Origin of the sequence: Spectribacter hydrogenoxidans (genome assembly GCF_031846275.1) — a bacterium.
GTDB lineage: Bacteria > Pseudomonadota > Gammaproteobacteria > Nevskiales > Salinisphaeraceae > Spectribacter > Spectribacter hydrogenoxidans.
Genome location: NZ_JAVRIB010000003.1, coordinates 193,498 through 209,510 on the forward strand (window position 1 = coordinate 193,498; position 16,013 = coordinate 209,510).

Below are 16,013 nucleotides of genomic sequence, written 5' to 3' on the forward strand. Positions count from 1 at the left end.
CCGCAGCGCGGCATAATGGTCGGATGTCCCAGCCGCCGGCACATCAACGCCTGAGCGACGCGCCGCTCGATCTGGGCACCCTGATCGCGGCCAGCGAGGGCCCCGGCTTCGGCGCCATGGTGGTGTTCACCGGCACGGTTCGGGCGGATAACCAGGGAAAGACCGTCACCGGCCTGACCTACTCCGCCTACCGGCCGCTGGCCGAAAGCAGCCTGGCCGACATCGAGACCCGCGCGGCGGCCGAACATCCGGGTACCCGGGTACTGACCCAGCACCGGCTGGGTGATCTGGTCGTGGGCGATACCAGCGTGGCGGTGGTGGCCCGGGCCGGGCACCGCGCGGAGGCCTTCGCCGCGGCCCGCTGGGCAATCGAGGCCCTGAAAAACGAAGTGCCGGTGTTCAAGCTGGAGCACTACGCCGATGGCAGCCAGGCCTACCTGGACGGCTGCAGCCTCAACCAGGATTCGACCTCGTGAAGAACGTCTCGGCCAAGCCCGACACCCTGCGCCGGGCGGTGGCCGGCGCCGTGCTGACGCTGCCGGCCGACTGCATCCCGCTGCTGGCCGAGGCCCGCACCGACAAGGGCGACGCCCTGGCCGCGGCGCGTATCGCCGGCATTATGGCCGGCAAGCGGACCTCGGACATCATCCCGCTGTGTCATCCCCTGCCGATCCACGAGGTGGATGTGGCCTTCGAGCTGCGGGATACCGAAGTCGTGATCACTGCCCACGCCGAAACCATCGGGCCCACGGGCGTGGAAATGGAGGCCCTGACCGCCGCCAGCGTGGCCGGCCTGACGCTCTACGACATGCTCAAGCCCCACGCCGGCACCAATCTGTCGCTGGATGCGATTCAGCTGCTCGGCAAGCAGGGCGGCAAGTCCGACCACCGCCGGCAGACCGACCAGACCCTAGCGGCCGCCATTCTGGTGGTGTCCTCGCCGGCAACCGATGAAGCCGTGGCCGAATCCGTGCGTCAAAGACTGACCGCAGCCGGCATGCGGGTCCAGCCGCCGCTCGACGTGGCCGACGACAGCGACGCCATTGCCGACGCCATGCGCCGGCAACTGGCCGACGACGCGGACCTGGTACTCACCCTGGGTGGCATCGGCGCGGCGGAGTCGGGCCACGCCACCCGGGCCGTGGCCGCATTGCTGGATCGGCCGCTGCCGGGCCTGATGGAAACCGCCCGCGCGTTCGGCCAGCGGCGGGCGCCCTACGCCATGCTGGCCGACGGCGCGGCCGGTTGGGCCGGGACCACACTGCTGGCTACCCTGCCCGGCAACAGCGCGGATGCCGACAGTTATCTCGACGCCCTGCTGCCGGGCCTGATCCGCGCCCTCGCGGACTGACCACCCTTACCCGACCGGCTGGCCACCACGCAACGGAAAACACGCCCATGGACTTCGACACCTATCGCGACCACGACGCCCTCGGCCTGGCCGAACGGGTCGCCGCCGGCGAGGTCACCGCCGCCGAACTGCTGGAAACGGCGATCGCCCGCGCCGAGGCGGTCAATTCACGCATCAACGCCATCATTCACCCCCTGCATGAACGGGCCCGGGCCCGCGCCGCCGGCGGGCTGCAGGGGCCGCTGGCCGGGGTACCCTTCCTGGTCAAGGATCTGTTCCAGGACCTGGCCGGCGAGCCGGCCCATTACGGCTGCCGGGCACTGCGCGACGCCGACGCGCGGGCGCCCGAGGACCAGGCCTACGTGCAGCGCATTGAGGCGGCCGGGGCGGTGATCTTCGGCAAGACCAACACCCCCGAGTTCGGCGCCAAGGGCATTACCGAACCGGAGGCCTATGGCGCCAGCCGCAATCCCTGGAATACCGACCACACGCCGGGTGGCTCCAGCGGCGGGTCGGCCGCCGCGGTGGCCGCCGGCATCGTGCCGGTGGCCGGGGCCAACGATGGGGGCGGCTCGATTCGCATCCCGGCCGCCTGCTGCGGCCTGTTCGGCCTCAAGCCCGGCCGTGGCCGTACGCCGATCGGACCGCCGCTGACCGACATGATGCATGGCGCGGCGGTCAACGGCGTGGTGTCGCGCTCGGTACGCGACAGCGCGGCGTTTCTGGACGCGCTGGCCGGCCCGGAACCCGGCGCGGGCTTCCATCCGAAAGCCCCGGCAACGTCATACCTAGAGGCCTGCGCGCAGCCGCCCGGCACGCTGACCATCGGCTACTCCACCCGGTCGCCGCTGGGCACCCCCGTGCATCCCGAGGCGGTGGCCGCGGTAGAACACACGGTGGCGCAGCTGGAATCGCTGGGTCACCGGGTGGAAGCCGCCGAACCCGAATTCTCGGGCCCCGGCCTGGGTCCGGACTTCCTGCTGATGTGGTTCGGCCAGATGGCCGCCTCAGTGGCCGAGGTCCGCGCGCACACCGGCTGCAGCGAAGCCGACTTCGAGATCGACACCCGGGCGATGGCCGCCTTCGGCCGGGCCACCAGCGCGGGCGACTATATCGCCTGCGTGAACCGCTGGCAGGAACATGCCCGGCGACTGGCGGCCTTCCATGACAGCTATGACTTGTACCTGACCCCGACCATGGCCTTTCCGCCGGCCCGGGTGGGCGAAATCGTCACTCCGGCCTGGCAGCGCGCCGCGCTCAAGGCGCTGCTGCCGCTGGGTGCGGCCCGCCCGCTGCTGAAGTCCGGGCTGGTGGAACAGATGGCGAAGGAAAACCTGCGCTGGGTGCCGTTCACCCAACTGGCCAATCTGACCGGCGTGCCGGCGATGTCGGTACCGCTGCACTGGACCGAAGACGGCCTGCCCATGGGCGTGCTGTTCAACGCCCCGGTCAACGGCGAAAGCCTGCTGCTGTCGCTGGCGGCCCAGCTGGAACAGGCCGATCCCTGGTTCCACCGGCACGCGCCGCTGGCGTGAGCGCGGCGCCCTATCCCGCCGGGCTGCTGCGCCGCCTGGCCGCCGCGGTGTACGACCTGTTCCTGCTGGTTGGCGTGTGGATGATGTCGGTGTTCGCCCTGCTGCCGTTTACCGACGGCCAGGCCCTGGATGGCAGCAGCCCGATCTTCCGCCTGTACATCCTGTTCGTGCCATTCCTGCTGTTCGGCTGGTTCTGGACCCACGGTGGCCAGACCCTGGGCATGAAGGCCTGGCGAATGCGGATTCGCCGTACCGATGGCAGTCCGGTGGACTGGCGGTATGCGGCGCTGCGCTATCTCGGTGCCTGGCTGGCCTGGCTGAGCGTGATCGGCATTGTCTGGATCGCCCTCGATCCCCAGCGCCGCGGCCTGCAGGACTGGATCAGCGATACCGAGACGGTAGTGGAGCCGCGCTGATCGTGGCCCCTAACGCAAATGGCGCAGCCAGACGACGGTCAGTGCCACCAGTGCCAATGTGGGCCAGCTGGCGGCCAGCCAAGCCGGCAGGCCGTAGACCTGACCGCTGGCGGCGGCGATCTCGTTGACGATGAAGAACACCACCCCGACCAGCCCCCCCACGAACAGCCGCTGACCCGCACCCACGCTGCGCAGCGATCCGAACGCGAACGGCAGCGCTAGCAGGCACATGGCGAATACCGTCACCGGCGCGACCAGATTGCGCCACAGCGCCAGGCGGTAGTCGGTGGTGGCCACCTCGTTACGCGCGAGATAGTCGATGTAGTCGGCCAGCCCCAGGCTCGACAGCTCCTCGGGCTTGACCACCGTCAACCGCAGGAACTCGGGCTGCAGTGACACCGACCAGGGCCGCGAGGCCTGTGTTTCGGTGGTGACACGGTTGTCCTCGAAACGCGTGATCTTCACGTCCTCGAGCTGCCACTGCCCCGACCGGTAGCGGGCGCGCTGGGCGTGGATCAGGGCGGCGAAGCGACCGGTCTCATCCAGCCGGTAGATTTCGACGCCGGTCAGGAAGTCCTCGGTCAGGCTTCCCTGGATCCGGATCACGTCGCCCTGGTCCCGCAGCCACAGGCCGCCGCGCACGCTCTGCACCTGTTCCGGGCCATAACGCGCCTGATCCCGCAGCGTTTCCGCCATGCGCATGGCATTGGGCGCCAGCCATTCACCGGTCAGCCCGGTCGCTCCGGCCAGCAGCAGGCCCGCACAGGCCACCGACCCGGCCAGACGCAGCACCGACACCCCGGCTGAGCGCACCACCACCAGTTCGCTGCCGGCCGCCAGACCGCCCAGCCCCAGCAGGGCCCCGAGCAGAGCCACCACCGGCATCACCAGCTGCAGCTGTTCCGGCAGGGTCAGCAGGGCGAACAGGCTGACGTCCAGCAGACCGTAACTGCCCTTGCCCAGCTGATCGGCCTCGTTGAGAAAGGAAATCACCAGGCTGAGCGCGCCCACCGCCAGCAGCACCACACCAAACGCCCGCAGGATGGTGCCGGCAATGTAGCGGTCGAGGACGTTCACGGCGCCGCCGCCGGTTGTCGCCGCAGGCGTCCCTGGCTGCGCAGGAAACCCAGCAGCGTGGTCGCCAGTACCAGCCCGTGCAGCAGCCACAGCCCGGGCAATACCGGCAGCGTGCCGTCACGCATCCAGATCTCGCCCAGCCGCAGCAGATTCACGTAGCCCACGAACGCCAGGATGCCCACGATCAGCCGGGCATAGCGGCCCGAGCGAGGCGGCTGCTGCCCCAGCGGCAGGGCCAGGAATGCCAGCACCAGAACCGTCACCGGCACCGCCAGGCGCGACTGCCATTCGATGCGCGCTTCCAGGCTGTCCCGCTCGAACAACGAGCCGGGCGACAGCTGCTCGATTTCCAGCATCTGCCGGTCCATCGAGCGGGCCACGTGCAGGCCATGCTCGGCAAAGCGGGTGACCCGGAAATCCGCCTGTCCCGGCCGGCCTTCGTAACGCCGGCCGTCGCGCAGCACCAGCGTCTGGGTACCGTCCTCGGCATCGGTGACGTAGCGAGCGGTGTCCGCGGTGACAATGGTTTCGGCCTCGATGCCGGTATCGTCGCCACCATCGCGCGCCACCCGGATGAAGACGTCGCGCATGAGGCCGGAGCCACTGTCGATGCCGCCAGCGTAGAACACTGCCTTGCCGTCATCGATTTCGGTGAAACGGCCCGGCTCCAGCGCCTGGATCAGGATTGCGGCACCGGCCTTCTCCATCTGCTCGAGATGACGCGCGGCGGCCGGGCCCAGCACCAGACTCAGCGCCAGGCATAGAAGGGCCACCCCCAACGTGAGCGGTGCGAACGCCCGATACAGGCGGGCGGGCCCGATCCCCACCCCGGCCATGGCCGCCATCTCGTTGTCGCGGCAGAGCCGGCCCACGGTCAGCAGCAGTGCCAGCAGTACCGATACCGGCAGCACCACTTCCATGTTCTCCACCGCGCTGAGGCCCGCCACCAGCGCGACGGTCTGCATGGGAATCTCGCCGGCGGCGGCATCGGCAATGTAGCGGGCAAAGCCCACGCCCAGCGTCAGCACCATCAGGACCAGCGTCACCGCCGCCCAGGTGCGCAGGGTCTCGCCGATCAGATACGCGTCGATGACGGCCGGTTTCACGCGCACCGGCCGTAACGCCTTTCTTTGACAAAAATGCGGATGACGCTCGAAATAGTGATTTTTTCCTGCATTTCCGTAGAATAGGGCCGGTTTTGCGTCGGGCGCTGAATGACCGGGGAAGCGGCAGCGCCTGTCCGTTGACTACTCACATCAGTGAACACGCGGGCGGGGGCGTGGTCATGATGCCAGAAACCTTCACAGGAGCGATCATGGAATATCTCGTCAAGAGCGGCAGTCCGGAGAAGCAGCGCGTCGGCTGCGTGGTGGTCGGTGTATTCGACCGCCGCAAGCCCTCGCCCCAGGCCCAGGCCCTGGATGACGCGGGCAACGGACTGATCGGCAGCGTAATGCGTCGCGGTGACATGGACGGCAAGCTCGGCCAGACAACCATGCTGCACGGGCTCGACGACATGCTCTGCGACCGCATTCTGCTGGTCGGCTGCGGCCGCCAGCAGGATTTCGACCAGGCTGCCTATCGCAAGGCCTGCCGGGCCGCCGCCCGCGAACTCGACCGCGTCGGCGGCGTGGATGCCGCGCACTACCTGCCCGAGCTGAACGTCAAAGCGCTGGATGACATCGGCTGGACCGTCAAGCAGGCCCTGCTGGTCACCGAAGAGGTGTTCTACCGCTTCGAGGCCTGCCGTGGCAGCAACTACAAGCCGTACAGCCGCAAGCTGTCCCGTCTGACCTTCCAGGTGCCGCGCCGCTCCGACCTGCCGGCCGGCGAACGCGCCATCCGCGAGGCCGAGGCGATCGCGGCCGGCGTGAACTACGCCAAGGATCTGGGCAACCTGCCGGGCAATATCTGCACCCCGACCTATCTGGCCGAACAGGCACAGACACTGGCCAAGCAGTACAAGGGCATCAGCACCAAGGTGCTGGACGAAGCCGAGATGGAAAAGCTGGGCATGGGCTCGCTGCTGGCGGTATCCCGGGGCAGCCGGCAGCCAGCCAAGCTGATCGTCATGGAGTACATGAAGGGGCCGAAGAACGCCAAGCCGACGGTGCTGGTCGGCAAGGGACTGACCTTCGATTCCGGCGGCATCAGCATCAAGCCCGGCGCGGCCATGGACGAGATGAAGTACGACATGTGCGGCGGCGCGAGCGTGTTCGGCGCCATGAAGGCGGCGGCCGAACTGGAGCTACCGATGAATCTGGTAGGTGTAGTGCCCAGTTCCGAGAACCTGCCCGACGGCGAAGCGGTCAAGCCCGGCGACATTCTCACCAGCATGTCCGGCCAGACCATCGAGATTCTCAATACCGATGCCGAGGGCCGGCTGATCCTCTGCGACGCCCTCACCTACGTCGAGAAGAACTACCAGTCCGATGTGGTGGTGGACATGGCCACGCTCACCGGCGCGGCCGTGATCGCGCTGGGCAGTGAAGCAGCAGCCCTGTATGCCAACAACAGCAGCCTGCGGCGCGCCCTGCGCGATGCCGGCGAGGCGGTGGGCGATCGCGCCTGGCCCATGCCCCTGTGGGAGGAATACCAGAGCCAGCTGGACAGCAACTTCGCCGACATGGCCAATGTGGGCGGCCGAGCGGCCGGGTCGATCACCGCTGCAAGCTTCCTGCATCGGTTCGCGCGCAAGCTGCGCTGGGCACATCTCGATATCGCCGGGGTGGCCTGGAAGACCGGCAAGGACAAGGGCGCTACCGGGCGCCCGGTCGGCCTGCTGACGGAGTTCCTGATTGCCCGCGCCAACGCGGGGCAATGACGGAAGTCTCCTTCTATATCGTTGAAGCCGAGGGCGCCGATGCCGGCATGCGCACTGCATGCCGGCTGGCGGAGAAGGCCCACGACCAGGGCCACCGGGTATACCTTCACGTGGCGGACGCCGCGGCGGCGCAAACGATGGACGGGCTGCTCTGGACCTTTCGCCAGGGCAGCTTCGTCCCGCATGTCGTCGCGACGGCACGGGGCGAGAACGACCCCACCCCCGTGCTTATCGGTCACGACGAGGAGCCGCCGGGCGATTTCGACGACGTGCTGATCAGCCTGACCGACGAAGTGCCGGCCTTCTTCAGCCGCTTTACCCGGAGTCTGGATATCGTCACCCCGGCCAATCGCCAGGCGGCCCGCCAGCGCTACCGCTTCTATCAGGAACGCGGTTACCCGCTGGAAACGCATAAAATAACCTGATCCAGGATCGGCGGCCGTCAGCGGCCGGTGCGCAGGCGCCGGTCGATGCCGCCGATCATCCGACCCGTCATCAGTCACGTTCCCATGGACAAGCAATTCGACCCCCGCGCCATCGAGACCAAATGGTATGAATGCTGGGAGGCCGGCGGGCACTTCGCCCCCCGGGCCGACCGTAAGGACACGCCGTCCTACGCCATCATGATCCCGCCACCCAACGTGACGGGCAGCCTGCACATGGGCCATGCCTTCCAGGACACCGTCATGGATGCCCTGACCCGCTACCAGCGCATGCGCGGCTGTCGCACCCTGTGGCAGCCCGGAACCGACCACGCCGGCATCGCCACCCAGATGGTGGTCGAACGCCAGCTGGCCGCCGAGGGCAGCAGCCGGCATGAACTCGGACGCGAGGCGTTTGTCGACCGGGTGTGGCAGTGGAAGGCGGAATCCGGCGGCCATATCACCCGGCAGTTGCGCCGCATGGGCGCCTCGGTGGACTGGTCGCGCGAACGCTTTACCATGGACGAGGGCCTGTCCACCGCGGTACGCGAGGTGTTCGTACGGCTGTTCGACGAAGGCCTGATCTACCGCGGCAAGCGGCTGGTCAACTGGGATCCGGTGCTGCACACCGCCATCTCCGATCTTGAGGTGATCAGCGAGGAGGAGAACGGCCACTTCTGGCACTTCCGCTACCCGCTGGCCGACGGCAGCGGCACTCTGTCGGTGGCTACCACCCGGCCCGAGACCATGCTCGGGGATACCGCTGTGGCCGTGCATCCCGACGACGAGCGCTACCAGCACCTGATCGGAAAAACCGTCCGGCTGCCGCTGGTGAACCGCGACATCCCGATCGTGGCGGACACCTATGTCGATCCGGAATTGGGTTCCGGCTGCGTCAAGATCACCCCGGCACACGATTTCAATGACTACGCCCTGGGCGAGCGCCACGATCTGCCCAAGATCAACATCTTCAACGAGGACGCGACCCTCAATGATGCCGTGCCGACGGCTTATCGCGGACTGGAGCGGTTCGAGGCCCGCAAGCGGGTGGTGGCCGACCTCGACGCGCTGGGCCTGCTTGAGCGCGTCGACGATCACAAGCTGATGGTGCCCCGCGGCGACCGATCCGGTTCGGTGATCGAACCGTACCTGACCGACCAGTGGTTCGTGCGCGCCGCGCCCCTGGCCGATCCCGCGATCAAGGCGGTGGAGGACGGCCGCATTCGCTTCGTGCCCGGCAACTGGGACAAGACCTATTTCGAGTGGATGAAGAACATCGAGGACTGGTGCATCAGCCGCCAGCTCTGGTGGGGTCACCGGATTCCCGCCTGGTACGACGACGCGGGCAACGTCTACGTCGGCCGCAGCGAGGCGGAAGTCCGCGAGCGCCATGCCGACCGCCTGGCCACCGACACGCCGCTCACGCAGGACGAGGACGTGCTCGACACTTGGTTCTCGTCGGCGCTGTGGCCCTTTTCCACCCTGGGCTGGCCGGGGAACACCGAAGCCCTCGAGCACTTCTACCCCACCAGCGTCCTGGTTACCGGCTTCGACATCATCTTCTTCTGGGTCGCCCGGATGATCATGATGGGTCTGAAGTTCATGGATGACGTGCCCTTTGCCGAGGTCTACGTGCACGGCTTGGTGCGCGACGCCGACGGCCAGAAGATGTCCAAGTCCAAGGGCAACGTGCTCGACCCCATCGACCTGATTGACGGCATCGATCTGGAATCCCTGGTAGCCAAGCGCACCAGCGGCCTGATGCAGCCGCACCTGCGGGACAGGATTGAAAAGACCACGAGGCGGCATTTCCCCGACGGCATCCCGGCCTACGGCACCGATGCCCTGCGCTTCACCTTCGCCTCGCTGGCCTCACAGGGGCGCGACATCCGCTTCGACCTGGGCCGCGTCGAGGGCTACCGCAACTTCTGCAACAAGCTGTGGAATGCCGCCCGCTTCGTGCTGATGAATACCGAAGGAGCCGATACCGGCCTGGATACCGACGCCGCAATCGAACTGTCCTGGGCCGACCGCTGGATCGCCTCGCGGCTCCAGCGTACCGAGGCCGACGTGATCCGCCACATCGAGGCCTATCGCTTCGACCTGGCCGCTCAGGCGCTGTACGAGTTCGTCTGGCACCATTACTGCGACTGGTACCTGGAACTGATCAAGCCGGTGCTCCAGGGCGATCACGCCACGGCCGCCGAACAGCGCGGCACCCGACGCACCCTGGTCCGGGTGCTGGAAACCACCCTGCGCCTGCTGCACCCGATCATGCCCTTCATCACCGAGGAAATCTGGCAGCGCATCGCGCCGCTGGCCGGGCGCGAAGGCGACACCCTGATGCGCCAGCCCTTCCCGGTGCCGGACCCGGACCGGATTGACGCCGAGGCCGAAACCGAGATCGAATGGCTGCAGACCGTCATCCTCGGCCTGCGCCAGATTCGTGGCGAAATGGATATCGCCCCGCGCAAACCGCTGCCGGTGCTCACCCAGGGCGCGGAAACCGGCGACCGGGAACGGCTGGACCGCCACTGGCCGGCGCTGACCTTCCTGGCCGGCGTCGAGTCGATCGCGCATCTCGGCCCCGACGACGACGCCCCCGACGCCGCCACCGCCCTGGCGGGCCGGATGAAACTCCTGGTACCGATGGCGGGTCTGATCGACAAGGACGCGGAACTCGCCCGGCTGGACAAGCGGCTGGCACAGCTCGACAAGGAACAGGCCTCGGTGCGCGGCAAGCTCGACAATCCCAACTTCGTGGACAAGGCCCCGGCCGACGTGGTCGACAAGACCCGCGGCCGGCTGTCCGAAATCGACGCCGCGCTGGCCGAGTTGCGCAGCCAGCGTGAACGGGTGGCGGCACTGTAATGGCGGGCCGCCTGCTGCTGCTGTTCATCGTCGTCCCGCTGGTGGAGACCTGGCTGCTGATCGAGGTGGGCAGCCGCATCGGCGCGCTGGCCACCATCGGGCTGATCATCCTCACCGCCATCATCGGCAGTCAGCTGGTGCGGATCCAGGGCTTTCGCACGGTGCAGGAAATCCAGGCACACCAGCAGCGCGGCGAGGCCCCGGCCCTGCCCCTGCTGGAGGGTGCGGCCCTGCTGATCGCCGGCATCACCCTGCTCACCCCGGGCTTTCTCACCGATGCGCTGGGCTTTGCCCTGCTGGTGCCCGCCCTGCGGCGCCGGCTGGCCGTCAACCTGTTGCGGCGGGCCGTGGTGATGACGCCGGACGGCAACGCCGGCCCGGGGCCCACCCGGCGGCCGGGCGACGACCGCACCATCGAGGGCGATTACCGGCGGGACGAATGAGGGCCCCGCGCCCGTCGCCATAGCGGCGCCTGCCGGGTGTCAACCGCGGGAGGCTCCGGTACCCTTGCCGGTGTCAGGGTACGCTCGGCGACCACCGCGGCCGATGACCCGGCAACAACGCCCCCGCACCGGGAGACCGAATGAACCGCGTATCGCCGCAGCCGGCTCGCGCCGCCCACCCGTTACAGCTTGCGCTGGATACCCTTGCCGGCGTGATCCTGGGCAAGGACGAGCAGATCCGCCTGGCGCTGAGTTGCCTGCTGGCCCGCGGACACGTGCTGATCGAGGATCTCCCGGGTGTCGGCAAGACCACCCTCGCCCAGGCCCTGGCCCGCGCGATGGGCCTGGATTTTGCCCGGGTCCAGTTCACCGCCGATCTGCTGCCCACGGATATCCTCGGTGTCTCGATATTCGAAACAGCCGACGCCCGCTTCGAGTTCCATCCCGGGCCGATCTTCACCCAGCTGCTGCTGGCCGACGAGATCAACCGCGCCAGCCCCAAGACCCAGAGCGCCCTGCTCGAGGCGATGGAGGAAGGTCAGGTCACCATCGACGGGGCCACCCGGAAACTGCCCAGCCCGTTCTTCGTGGTCGCCACCCAGAATCCGACGGACCAGGCCGGCACCTTCGCCCTGCCCGAGTCGCAGCTGGATCGGTTCCTGATGCGCATCCGCCTGGGCTACCCGCCCCCGGAGGCGGAACGCCGGCTGCTAGCCGAGCGCAGCCGCCGGAACATGCTGGCGGATCTCGCCCCGGTAATGACGCCGGCGGATCTGGCCGACGCCCAGGCCCGCTGCGAGGCCGTCACCGTCCGGGAACCGCTGCTGAACTACATTCTCGACCTGATCACCGAAAGCCGCCGGGACAGCGCGTTCCGTCACGGCCTGTCGCCACGCGCCGGCCTGGCATTGCGTCGGGCGGCCCAGGCCTGGGCGTTTCTGGACGGACGCGATTACGCCCTGCCCGAGGACGTCCAGGCGGTGCTGCCTGCGGTGGTGGATCACCGCCTGCCGCCGGGCACCGACGACGCGGAAACCGTCTCGCCCGCGCGCCGGCTGCGCGAGGCTGTGGCAGTGCCGTGACGGCCGCGGGATGGCACTGACACAACGGCTGCGCGCGCGCACCCGGGCCTGGATCGACCGCCGCAGCCCGCCACAGCCCGGCCCGGTGCGGATTCATCGGCGACGCCTCTACATCCTGCCCACGCGCGGTGGGGCCTGGTTCGGGCTCTTGCTGTTCACCATGCTGCTGGGCTCGATGAACTACAGCAACAGCCTGGGATTCGCTCTGACCTTCCTGCTCGCCGGCCTGGTGCTGGTATCTATGCACCACACCCATCGCAACCTGCTCAACCTGACGGTGCGCGTAGCACCGGTCACCCCGGTGTTCGCCGGCCAGCCCGTGTCCCTGCCGATGGTGCTGCACAACCCGGCCGGCCAGGCCCGGCTGGCAATCGCGGTGGCGGCGGACGAGTCAACGGATGCCGACGACCAAGCGGTGACCGACATCCCGGCCGGCGGCGAAGCCATCTATCCGTTGACGCTGGCCACCCGCGAACGCGGCCAACTGGCCCTGCCCCGGCTGAAGATCAGCACCCTGTTCCCGATGGGCCTGTTCCGGGCCTGGTCCTGGATCCGGCTGGACGACAGCGTGCTGGTGTATCCGCGACCGGCCGGCCGGGCACCGCTGCCATCAATCAGTCCGGGGGTGGCCGAAGGCGGGGATCGGCATCGGGTCGGCCGCGAGGATTTCGCCGGCCTGCGGCGCTATGGACGAGGCGATCCGCCACGGCTGATCCACTGGAAAAGCTACCCCCGCACCGGGACGCTGATGGTCAAGCAGTTCGGCGATCCGCGTCAGGAAAGCCTCTGGCTGGATTTCGCCGAGGCCGGCACCGGCGGCAGTGAGCCTCGGCTCAGCCAGCTCACCCGCTGGGTGCTGGAAGCCGACCGGCGAGGACTCGTCTACGGCCTGCGCCTGCCGGGTACCGAAATCGCGCCCGATCAGGGGAATCCCCATCGCGACCGCTGCCTGCGCAGCCTGGCCCTGCATGCCGGTTGAGCAGCGGCTGCGACTGATTGCCGTGCTGACGCTGGTGATGGCGCCACACGTCGTGCGTGTGCCGCTGTGGGTGGGCCTGTTCACCGGTGTCATCCTCGGCTGGCAGGCGATGGCGGCCTGGCGGGCCTGGCCACCGCCGGCCCGATGGCTGCGGCTGGTGCTGGCGCTGGCCGCCTTCGTCGGGGTCTACGCCAGTTACGGCCGGGTGGACGGCCAGAATGCCGGCGTCGCGCTGCTGATGTTGATGCTGGCCCTGAAGCTCACCGAGACTCACCGCCACCGGGACATGATGATCCTGCTGGGGTTGTGCTACTTCGTGGTCATCAGCCATTTCCTGTTCTCCCAGGAAATCGTGATGGCGGTGTTCCTGGGGCTGGCCGGCTGGCTGATCACCGCCTGCTTCATCGACGCCAACCACCCCGGCCGCGCCCTGCCCATCCGCGACCTGCTGAGGCGCTCGGCCGGCCTGCTGGCCCAGGCCCTGCCGCTGGCCGCGCTGCTGTTCGTACTGTTCCCGCGCATTCCCGGGCCGCTGTGGGGCCTGCCGTCGGACAGCGGGGCCGGCAGCGCCCGCTCGGGGTTGTCGGACAGCATGGAACCGGGCAGTATCAGCCGGGTCGCCCTGTCCGATGCGGTGGCCTTCCGGGTGGAGTTCGAGGGCCCGGTGCCGGCAGCATCCCAGCGCTACTGGCGTGGGCCGGTGTTCTGGGCGTTCGACGGCCGGCGCTGGACCACCGGCTGGCCGGCCCGCTATTTCGACTCCGCACCCGATTACCAGCCACAAGCACCACCGATCAGCTACCGCCTGACCCTGGAACCCCACGACCAGGACTGGCTGCTGGCCCTGGATCTGCCGGCCCGCGCCCCGGCCGACGCCTACCGGGATGCCGCCGGCAGCCTGCGCACCCGCGAACCGATCGGCCAGCGCCGGGCATTCACGCTGACTTCGGTGCCCGGCTATACGCTGCAGCCGAGCCCGCCGCCCGCTCTGCTCGATTACGCCCGCCGTCTGCCGGATGACGGCAATCCACGCGCCCGGGCACTGGCACAGCAGTGGCGCGACCGGGAGCTGTCCCCCGCGGACATCGTGACCGCGGGGCTGACCCGCTTCCGCGAGCAGCCGTTCCGCTACACTCTCGAGCCCGGGGCGCTACGCGGCGACAACCGGCTCGACCAGTTCCTGTTCGACACCCGGGCCGGCTTCTGCGAGCACTACGCTGGCGCCTTCGTGTTTCTGATGCGGGCAGCCGGGGTGCCCGCCCGGGTGGTGACCGGCTATCAGGGCGGCAGCCCGGGTCTGGGCGATTACCTGATCGTGCGCGCCGCCGATGCCCACGCCTGGGCGGAGGTGTGGCTGGCAGGCCGGGGCTGGGTGCGTATCGACCCCACCGGGGCGGTGGCCCCCGAGCGGATCGAATCCGGCCTGGGCGGCTCGCTGGGGGCCGACGAACCGGTGCCGTTTCTGGCCCGTGGCGGGGGCGATCTTCTGCGCCGCGCCCAGCTCGCCTGGGACTGGGCCAACGCCGGCTGGAACCGCTGGTTCCTGGCCTATGGTCCGCAACGCCAGAGCGAATTCCTGGCCGGGCTGGGGTTGCCGGATATACGATCGATGATCCTGGCTCTGACCCTGTCGCTGACGGCTTGCCTGGCGCTGATCGGCGCCGTACTGGTCTGGCAGGCGCGGCCCCGGGGGACGGCCGATCCGGTGCAGGCGGCCTGGCTGCGCCTTTGCAATCGTCTGGCCACAGCCGGCCTTCCCCGTCGTGACGATGAGGGCCCACTGGACTACGCCCGCCGCGTGGCGGCGGCGCGGCCCGATTGCGCCGCGGCCGTCAACGCCTTGGCGCGCAAATACGTCGCCATCCGCTACCGCCACGGTGGCAGCCGACAGCAGCGACAGGCCTTCATCCGGGACGCGCGCGGCTTCCGGCCTCCGTCGACCCGGCGCCGACCCACCCGGATTTGATATAAACGGATCATGCAACGCATACGCACCATGCTGGTTTCCCTGCTGGCAGCGCCGGTCATTGCCGCCGCCCAGGGGGGCTCGAACGAGCTCCACAACGCGCTCGAGCGCGAGCTGTTCGCGGCCCAGAACGGCGAACAGACGGTGGATGATTTCCTCACCGGACTGGTCGACGCCGATGTCGTGCTGCTGTCGCGACACGAGATCACCCGGATCGAGGACCCGGCCGACATGCCGGCCCTGGTGCTGCCGGCTACCGAGGGCAACAGCCAGCACCTGGCCGTGTTCACCAGCCCGGAACGCGCCCACCGGGTGGCCAAAACCTATCCGGAGTACCGCTACGGCGTGAAGACCGACTTCATCTGGGTACTCGCCCATACCGCGCCCGGCATGGGTGTGGCAATCAACCCGGGCTGGACACTGGGGATGAAGATTCCCAGCTACGGCCTGCTGCGCCTGCGCGAACGCTACGAGGACCGGATCGAGGCACGCTTGAAATGAGCTTCCGCTACTGCCCCTGCTGCGCCCGGCCGCTGGCCCGCGCCGAACTCGGCGAACGCCCGCGGCTGTGCTGCCCGGACCCCGACTGCGGCCACGTATTCTGGAACAACCCCACCCCGGTGGTCGGTGCGGTGGTGGAACTAGACCGACGCATCGTGCTGGCCCGCAACGTGACCTGGCCGGACGGCATGTTCGGTCTGATCACGGGCTTCCTGGAAGCCGGTGAGTCGCCCGAGGAGGGCGTGGTGCGGGAGGTCAAGGAAGAACTGGATCTGGACGGCGCGGTGCGCGAACTGATCGGCATCTATCCGTTCTACACCAAGAACCAGATCCTAATCTGCTATCACGTTGAAGCGCAGGGGAGGATCCGCCTCAACGAGGAACTGGCCGAATACCAGCACCTGGAACCCGAGGCCGTCCGTTACTGGCCCTCTTCCACCGGCTGGGCTATGAAGGCCTGGCTCGAGGCTCGCGGCCATCATCCGGAACGCATCGAATTGCCGGCGGCCATCCGGACCGGACTCGATCCGCGCGACTGAATCCGGC

At 68.6% G+C, this 16,013-nt stretch carries 15 protein-coding genes; 13 read left to right on the top strand and 2 right to left on the bottom strand.

What is annotated here, in order from left to right:
- Positions 1–23 precede the first annotated feature (23 nt).
- Genes RM532_RS04090 through RM532_RS04105 form a run of 4 tightly spaced genes read left to right on the top strand, consistent with a single transcriptional unit; the run spans position 24 to position 3,302 of the window.
- Positions 24–476 (top strand): molybdenum cofactor biosynthesis protein MoaE, encoded by a 453-nt coding sequence (locus RM532_RS04090; protein ID WP_311651875.1) that lies wholly within the window; start codon positions 24–26, stop codon positions 474–476.
- Positions 473–1,351, top strand: coding sequence for a cyclic pyranopterin monophosphate synthase MoaC (gene moaC, locus RM532_RS04095; RefSeq protein WP_311651876.1), 879 nt, complete (start codon positions 473–475; stop codon positions 1,349–1,351). Before RM532_RS04090 ends, moaC begins: the two co-directional genes overlap by 4 nt.
- A 47-nt stretch (positions 1,352–1,398) precedes the next feature.
- Complete coding sequence (locus RM532_RS04100) at positions 1,399–2,886, top strand: amidase (RefSeq protein WP_311651877.1); 1,488 nt, start codon at positions 1,399–1,401, stop codon at positions 2,884–2,886.
- Entirely contained in the window at positions 2,883–3,302 is a 420-nt protein-coding gene (locus RM532_RS04105) for an RDD family protein (protein WP_311651878.1), read from the top strand. The genes RM532_RS04100 and RM532_RS04105 overlap by 4 nt, the downstream gene beginning before the upstream one ends.
- A gap of 9 nt (positions 3,303–3,311) precedes the next feature.
- Here RM532_RS04105 and lptG read toward each other — a convergent pair whose 3' ends face one another.
- Positions 3,312–4,379: an LPS export ABC transporter permease LptG gene (gene lptG, locus RM532_RS04110; protein WP_311651879.1), complete on the bottom strand. Its 1,068-nt coding sequence runs from the start codon at positions 4,377–4,379 to the stop codon at positions 3,312–3,314.
- The gene (gene lptF / locus RM532_RS04115; protein ID WP_311651880.1) at positions 4,376–5,485 is read right to left on the bottom strand and encodes an LPS export ABC transporter permease LptF; all 1,110 of its coding nucleotides are present in this window, start codon (positions 5,483–5,485) and stop codon (positions 4,376–4,378) included. Before lptF ends, lptG begins: the two co-directional genes overlap by 4 nt.
- A gap of 209 nt (positions 5,486–5,694) precedes the next feature.
- Here lptF and RM532_RS04120 point away from each other — a divergent pair, with 209 nt between their 5' ends.
- From RM532_RS04120 to RM532_RS04160, 9 genes are all read left to right on the top strand, one after another.
- Positions 5,695–7,203 carry a leucyl aminopeptidase gene (locus RM532_RS04120; RefSeq protein ID WP_311651881.1) on the top strand — a complete coding sequence of 503 codons (1,509 nt, stop codon included), beginning with the start codon at positions 5,695–5,697 and terminating at the stop codon, positions 7,201–7,203.
- Positions 7,200–7,628, top strand: a complete 429-nt coding sequence (locus RM532_RS04125) for a DNA polymerase III subunit chi (protein WP_311651882.1) — start codon at positions 7,200–7,202, stop codon at positions 7,626–7,628. The genes RM532_RS04120 and RM532_RS04125 overlap by 4 nt, the downstream gene beginning before the upstream one ends.
- Before the next feature lie 84 nt (positions 7,629–7,712).
- Positions 7,713–10,496, top strand: coding sequence for a valine--tRNA ligase (locus RM532_RS04130; RefSeq protein WP_311651883.1), 2,784 nt, complete (start codon positions 7,713–7,715; stop codon positions 10,494–10,496).
- The gene (locus RM532_RS04135) at positions 10,496–10,939 is read left to right on the top strand and encodes an FxsA family protein (protein ID WP_311651884.1); all 444 of its coding nucleotides are present in this window, start codon (positions 10,496–10,498) and stop codon (positions 10,937–10,939) included. The genes RM532_RS04130 and RM532_RS04135 overlap by 1 nt, the downstream gene beginning before the upstream one ends.
- 140 nt (positions 10,940–11,079) lie before the next feature.
- A complete protein-coding gene (locus tag RM532_RS04140; RefSeq protein WP_311651885.1) occupies positions 11,080–12,021 on the top strand; it encodes an AAA family ATPase in 942 nt (313 codons plus the stop codon).
- Between the two features lie 10 nt (positions 12,022–12,031).
- A complete protein-coding gene (locus tag RM532_RS04145) occupies positions 12,032–13,000 on the top strand; it encodes a DUF58 domain-containing protein (RefSeq protein WP_311651886.1) in 969 nt (322 codons plus the stop codon).
- Positions 12,990–14,966: a transglutaminase TgpA family protein gene (locus tag RM532_RS04150; RefSeq protein ID WP_311651887.1), complete on the top strand. Its 1,977-nt coding sequence runs from the start codon at positions 12,990–12,992 to the stop codon at positions 14,964–14,966. The genes RM532_RS04145 and RM532_RS04150 overlap by 11 nt, the downstream gene beginning before the upstream one ends.
- Before the next feature lie 12 nt (positions 14,967–14,978).
- Complete coding sequence (locus RM532_RS04155; RefSeq protein WP_311651888.1) at positions 14,979–15,467, top strand: SseB family protein; 489 nt, start codon at positions 14,979–14,981, stop codon at positions 15,465–15,467.
- A complete protein-coding gene (locus tag RM532_RS04160) occupies positions 15,464–16,006 on the top strand; it encodes an NUDIX domain-containing protein (protein WP_311651890.1) in 543 nt (180 codons plus the stop codon). The genes RM532_RS04155 and RM532_RS04160 overlap by 4 nt, the downstream gene beginning before the upstream one ends.
- The last annotated feature ends 7 nt before the right edge of the window (positions 16,007–16,013 follow it).